Origin of the sequence: Eggerthella sp., from assembly GCF_048329335.1 — a bacterium.
GTDB classification, from domain to species: Bacteria; Actinomycetota; Coriobacteriia; order Coriobacteriales; family Eggerthellaceae; genus Eggerthella; species Eggerthella lenta.
Window position 1 is genome coordinate 1 of the sequence record NZ_DBFEGU010000348.1, and the last position, 5,784, is coordinate 5,784.

Below are 5,784 nucleotides of genomic sequence, written 5' to 3' on the forward strand. Positions count from 1 at the left end.
GCAGAAAAACAGATGGGATCCTCCGCGCGTCCCGCAACGATCACCTGGCCGTCGCCCTGTTCGCGCAATGCGAGCGCCTCGTCGTCGACGAGACCGGCAACCAGCAGCTCGAACTGGTCGGGAACCGGACCGAACGGCGCCTTCGCATAGCGCAGACCCGTGAAACCTTCCCCGCCGTCGCGGTAGGCAGCGAAATCCAGATAGAACAGCACCTTGTTCAGCTTCGTGCGATACAGATCGTGAACATGCCGGGCAAGGTAGACCACCGTCTCGCGCATGCGATCCGAATCGAACGCGCGCATGCCCGTATCCAGCGTCTTTTCCTTCGCGATCTCGTCCAGCACGTTGAGCCGAACCACCGCGTAGTCGACCCGGAAGAGACCGCGCTTCCGCACCGTATCGCACGCTTTGGCGCGCTCTTCGTCAGAAAGCTTGCGCGCGCCCCGTTCCAGGCACTTCAGCAAGAAGCGCGGATCGCGCGCGTTGGCTAGCAGCTGCGCATGGGAATCGGAAGCGAGGCACCCCCGCTCGTACCGTTGCAAGCTGGCCACGCCGATGTCGAGAATCGCCGCGAGCACTCGCTGCGAGAACCCGTATTTCTTACGCAGCGCAACGATCTCCTCGGGCAGCATCAGCCCCATCTTTTCTTGGTACGCGTGGTAGAGCTTATGAAGACCCTTATCCACGATCGGCGCCCATCCGATAGATTCACCGCATTTCGGGCAAACGTAATGTTCGATATCGGCCTCGACCGTCACGCCTCGGACTTGCTCGACATGGTGCCGTATCTCGTATGTCGCGTCAACTTCCTCCCAGCATTCCGGGCAAAGCAGCGATTTCGTGCACGTCATGTCACGATGCCTTTCTATACGGATACGAAAGAGGTCGTTCCGCCTCATGGAACGAAACGCAGATCGATTTCACCGTTCCCTGAATAACGTAGATCGCAAATTTTATATATGTTTCGAATTGCGCCACATAGGCTCCGAACACCCATAGATCATGAGGGCGACCTTTGTCGTCAGATAGCGGCCCCTCGCAATAGTCTTCGACTTCAAGCCCTCGCATAATCCGGCGCACGTCACGATAGTCGAATTCCACCAACCTCATGAAAGCCCTCGTTTTGCTGGATGGATTGTATTCGCCAGCGACAAAGAAATCGCAGGCTTCAACCTGCCGCACCAGCGCCAACACCGCTTCGATCTTCCAGCGTTCTGCAACCGTCCCCATCGCTCACCCCGCATCACATCATTTGATGTGATCAGTATACCATGAAAGCATGCCGAATGACATCAAATGATGTGATAGCACTACTACAGCCACACGGCCAGACCGATGCACGCCAGCAAGCCCACCGCCAGCACGAGGCCGCTGCGCCCCGAGAACGCGCGCGGCGCAAGCGAGGTGCGTTCGACATCAGGGGCGCCGTAGCAGCGCGCGTCCATGGCGACAGCCAGCGAATCGGCACGCCGGAACAACCCGACAAACAGGGGAATCAGCACCGTCTGCCACGCGCGCAGCCGTTCCCACAGGCTGCCCTCGGCAAACGAAGCACCTCGCGCCCATTGGGCGTCGTGCACGCGACCGAACTCCTCGGCCGTCACCGGGATGAACCGCAGCGCCAACGAGAACACCATGGCGATGTCGTCGGTGGGAACGCCCAAACGCTTGAGCGGCCTCAGGAAGAAGCCCAACGCGTCGGTCAGCTCGGTGGAAGTCGTCGTGTACGTGACCGTAAGGCTGGCCACCACCAGCAGCACGATGCGCACCGCGAAGAAAAGGCCACGCGCAAGCCCTGCCGGCACCAGCCCGAACGACCCGATCAGCGCCACCGGCTCCCATGCGGCGAGCACTCCCGCCGACACATCGCCCAAGGCCGGCGGAGCCGCGCTCGCAGCCTGCCCCACGTCAAGCGAGAACCCGTTGAACAGCACGGTGAACGCCACGATCACGTACACCGGCACGAGCAAACCGAAGAACCGTCGCGCCGGAATGCGCGACGCCGTCGCCACCGTGACGAACAGCAAAGCGCACAGCCCCAAGCCCATCCAAGAACGCACCAAAAACAGCGTGACGGAATACGCCGCAAGCAGCACGATTTTCACGCGTGCGTCGCACGCGTGCACAGCAGAGGTTCCGGGGATGTACGAACTGACGTTGATACGCATGCTGGCAGTATGCCACAACGGCGTTTCCCGCGCGACGACCAGGGTGACAATTCCGCGCGATCAGCGCGCCGGCTCCCCCTTCGCCTGCCCGGGCCGCGGCCTGTCTTCCCGGTAGAGCGCAAGCAGCGCCAACCCCACGAGCGAGCAAATCCCCACCAGCAGAAACGCACCGCGAAAGCCTTCGTCGACCGTGCTCTGGAACGTGCTTTCTATGTCGCCTGCCCGATCGTCGATGGCGGCGAGGTACTGTTGCTCCGCCGCGTCGACGGCTTCGGCCGGCATGCCCGCCGAAGCAGCTTCCTGTTCGATCTCGGTTTTTGCCAGCGTCTTCACGTTCGCGACGATCGTGGTCACATCCGACCCCTTCATCAGCTGTTGAAGATCGTCGGGCAACCCAGCGCCATCGCCTCCCTGCGCTTGCCCGCTCGCTAGCTGCGCAATCGATTGCCCGCCCGGCGCATCGGGCAGAACGCCCATGATGCGATCGGGAATGGCCATGCCCGCATGCGCGATGAACGCAACCAGCACGGCAGGCGCGACCGCCGTGCCCACCGAGCGCACCAGCGACAGCGTCGCCAGCGCCGAGTTCGCCTCGCGCTCCTTCGTCTTCGCCAGCATCATGTAGTTGAGCGGCGTTCCAATCGTGAAGCCCATCCCGATGCCGATGGCCACGAGGCTGATGATGAGCGTCGCCATATTCGCGAACTGCGTGGCCACCAGCGCCAGGAACATCGCTCCCGCAGCCGAAGCCGCCAGCCCGAACGCGAGCACCGCCTTCACGCCGAAGCGATCGATGAGCTTGCCCGACACCGGCGCTCCCACCCCGGCGAACGCCGCCAGCACGATGACTACGTAGCCGCCGCTGCCCGAGGGCAGTTTCAGCACGTTCTCGGCGAACTGCGGGATGAAGATGATGCCCATCAGGATGACGCCGGTGATCACCGACAGCACCAACGTGATCACGATGTCGCGGTCGCGGAAGTACGACAGGTTGAGCACCGGGTCGGCCGCGCGGCGCTCGATCAGCACGAACACCGGAAGCAGCACGACGAACGCGAGCAAGAACGGCCACACGTCAGACGAGGTCGCAGATGCTCCCAGATCGAAGAAATCGAGGTTCTTCAGTCCGTACAGCAGCGACAACACCATCGCCACCAGCACTGCAATGCCCCACCCGTCGATGGGCTTCACCTGCTCGGCTCGCGTGTTCGGCAGCACGAACAGCCCCGCCACCACGATGAAGGCGCAGATGGGAACGTTCACGTAGAAGATGAACTGCCAGTTGGCCTGCCCGAACACCGATAGGATCAGGCTGCCGGCCGACGCTCCGAAGATGTTGGCAATGCCGTACACGCCGCCTACCAGACCCAACGCCAGCCCGCGCTTCTCGGGAGGAAACGTCGTGCCGAACTCGGCCGTGGCAACAGGCACGATGCCGCCTCCGCCCACCGCCTGCACGGCGCGCGCGGCTAACAGCATCCAAAAGCTCCCCACGTCCTGCGCCAACCCGCATAGAAGCGACCCGACACCGAACAGCAGGATGCTCGCAAGGTACACGTACTTGCGTCCCGAACGGTCCGCCAGCTTGCCCATCACCGGAATGGCGGCCGCGTAGGCAAGCGTATAGATGGTGATGATCCACACGCCCATCTGCTCGCCGATGCCCAGATCGCTCTGGATGACCGTGCGGGCAGGCGTGACGATGCCGGTATCGAGCGCCCCGATGAACAGGCCCAGCAGATACACGGCCGCAACAAGCGCGAACCCCTTGCCGCGTCCGCGCGAGGCGGACGAAGCAGATGAGGAAGAAGACGGAGCCATGGCACGACCTTTCAAGAGTGAATCAACCGGCAAGAAAAAGCCCGCGGCGCTGGCCACGGGCTTCGGAGGATGCCGGGCGCGCTCGTTTCCAAGTGCGCCCGGGGCGAGGACGAAAGCAGCGTAAGAGCGCTTTCGCCCTCGCCGCTGACGGTCGAGCGCGTGAGCGCCTAGCGGCCTTCGCGAATGTTCTCGACACCCTGCTTTACGTTGTCCTTGGCATCGACGGCGGCATCTTTGATAGCCTCGCCGGCCTTGCCGATGGACTCTTTGACGGACTCCATGAATCCTTCGCCCTTCTCATCCTTGCGCTGCTCGTGCTGCTGCGCGCGCATAGCGGCCGCGGGGTCGCCCGTGCGCTGCGCTTCCTCGTGCTCGCGCTTCGCGGCGGCATCCTCGGCCTTGCGCTCGTTCATGCCGGCCTTGGCCTCGTGGTAGGCATCCTTCATGTTGTTCTTCACGTCGTGGCCCATATCCTTCGCGCCGTTCTTCATATCGACGGACGCGTCGCCCGTCTTGTAAGCCCGATCAACCATGATAGTTCCTTTCAGATAGAGGTATCGTTTTCGTGCTACGCTTCGTCGGCTTCGCCGGTGGTCTTGATAAGCAGCTCTTCCGTCTCGGCTTCGGCGCGATCGAAATCGAACGCCGTAGCCGCCGCCTCCACGGATTCCTTCTCGTTGCCATCGCCGTCGACGGCCTCGACGTACTGCTCGGCCTCGCGCTTCACTTCGTTTTCGATGCGCTCGAGGTCTTCGGCCGCCTCCCGATTGAGCTCGTCGGCATCATCCTTGTCGATGCGGACGTCTTCCTTCGTGGTCGTGCCATCCATGTCGGCTCCTTTCCATTTGCACGGCGCGAAGCACCGCGCTTTGCGTGCTGAGTTCATACCCCGATTGTACTGAGGAAGCCCTGCGCGCACGACCACCGCAGCGCTACGGTACTGAAACGGCTGCGCGACAGCGCATGGATGAGACATTAACCCTGTCCCTTTGTCTCATTTTCATCCTCTGAAAAGCAGAACGGGGACCCGCAGGTCCCCGTTCGGAAAAGCAATCTGAAAAGAAAAGGCTACTTAGCAGCCTCTTCCTCCTTGGCATCGGCCGTCTCGACCTCGGCGGCTTCCGCGTTCTCGGCGGCAGCCTCTTCGGCCTTCTCGGCAACCTCGACGGCGGCTTCCTCGGCCTTGGCCTCGGCGGCCTCCTCCTTCGGAGCCTCCTCCGCAGCCTCGACCTTCTTCGGAGCGGCCTTCTTCGTCGCCTTCTTGGCAGCGGGCTTCGGCTCTTCCTTCTTCTTCACGGGCTCGGTCACGAGCTCCATGATAACCATGGGAGCGTTGTCGCCCTTGCGGTTGCCCAGCTTCATGATGCGGGTGTAGCCGCCCTGGCGGTCGGCGAACATGCCCTGCTCGACCTTCTCGAAGATCTCGCGCACGAGTTCTTTGTCGCCCAGAGCCGCGATGGCCAGACGACGGGAATGCAGGTCGCCCTTCTTGGCCCACGTGATGATCTTATCCACGTTCGGACGGATCTCCTTGGCGCGGGACTCGACCGTCTTGATACGGTCGTTCAGGAACAGGGCGTTCACCAAGCTCTTCTTCATGGCCTTGGTGTGGCTGAAGTCGGTGCCCAGCTTGCGGCCCTTGTAGTTGTGTCGCATGATTCGTATCTCCTATAGCTTCAAATTGAGGTCCATGGAAATGAGCTTGTCCTTCACTTCTTCAATGGACTTCGCACCAAAGTTTCTGATGTTCAGCAGGTCGTTTTCGGAGAACTCAACGAGCTGGCGCACCGAGTGG

General features: G+C 62.0%; 8 protein-coding genes. All 8 read right to left on the reverse strand.

Going from position 1 to position 5,784, the window contains the following annotated elements:
* The coding region (locus ACMO6A_RS10870) for a type II TA system antitoxin MqsA family protein (protein ID WP_418471254.1) at positions 1–899 on the reverse strand (899 nt) is incomplete at its 3' end.
* On the reverse strand, positions 853–1,230 hold the full coding sequence (locus ACMO6A_RS10875) for a hypothetical protein (RefSeq protein WP_009306908.1): 378 nt from the start codon (positions 1,228–1,230) through the stop codon (positions 853–855). The genes ACMO6A_RS10870 and ACMO6A_RS10875, both read right to left, overlap by 47 nt.
* A gap of 83 nt (positions 1,231–1,313) precedes the next feature.
* Positions 1,314–2,168, reverse strand: a complete 855-nt coding sequence (locus ACMO6A_RS10880; RefSeq protein ID WP_009306909.1) for an energy-coupling factor transporter transmembrane component T family protein — start codon at positions 2,166–2,168, stop codon at positions 1,314–1,316.
* Between the two features lie 60 nt (positions 2,169–2,228).
* On the reverse strand, positions 2,229–3,989 hold the full coding sequence (locus ACMO6A_RS10885; protein ID WP_035579021.1) for an MFS transporter: 1,761 nt from the start codon (positions 3,987–3,989) through the stop codon (positions 2,229–2,231).
* A gap of 167 nt (positions 3,990–4,156) precedes the next feature.
* Positions 4,157–4,522 carry a hypothetical protein gene (locus tag ACMO6A_RS10890; RefSeq protein WP_009306911.1) on the reverse strand — a complete coding sequence of 122 codons (366 nt, stop codon included), beginning with the start codon at positions 4,520–4,522 and terminating at the stop codon, positions 4,157–4,159.
* Positions 4,523–4,557: 35 nt separating this feature from the next.
* Positions 4,558–4,818, reverse strand: coding sequence for a hypothetical protein (locus ACMO6A_RS10895; protein ID WP_009306912.1), 261 nt, complete (start codon positions 4,816–4,818; stop codon positions 4,558–4,560).
* Positions 4,819–5,057: 239 nt separating this feature from the next.
* Positions 5,058–5,645: a 50S ribosomal protein L17 gene (rplQ, locus tag ACMO6A_RS10900; RefSeq protein ID WP_009306913.1), complete on the reverse strand. Its 588-nt coding sequence runs from the start codon at positions 5,643–5,645 to the stop codon at positions 5,058–5,060.
* Between the two features lie 12 nt (positions 5,646–5,657).
* Positions 5,658–5,784, reverse strand: a 127-nt coding sequence (locus ACMO6A_RS10905) for a DNA-directed RNA polymerase subunit alpha C-terminal domain-containing protein (RefSeq protein WP_418471255.1), incomplete at its 5' end; no start/stop codon positions are given.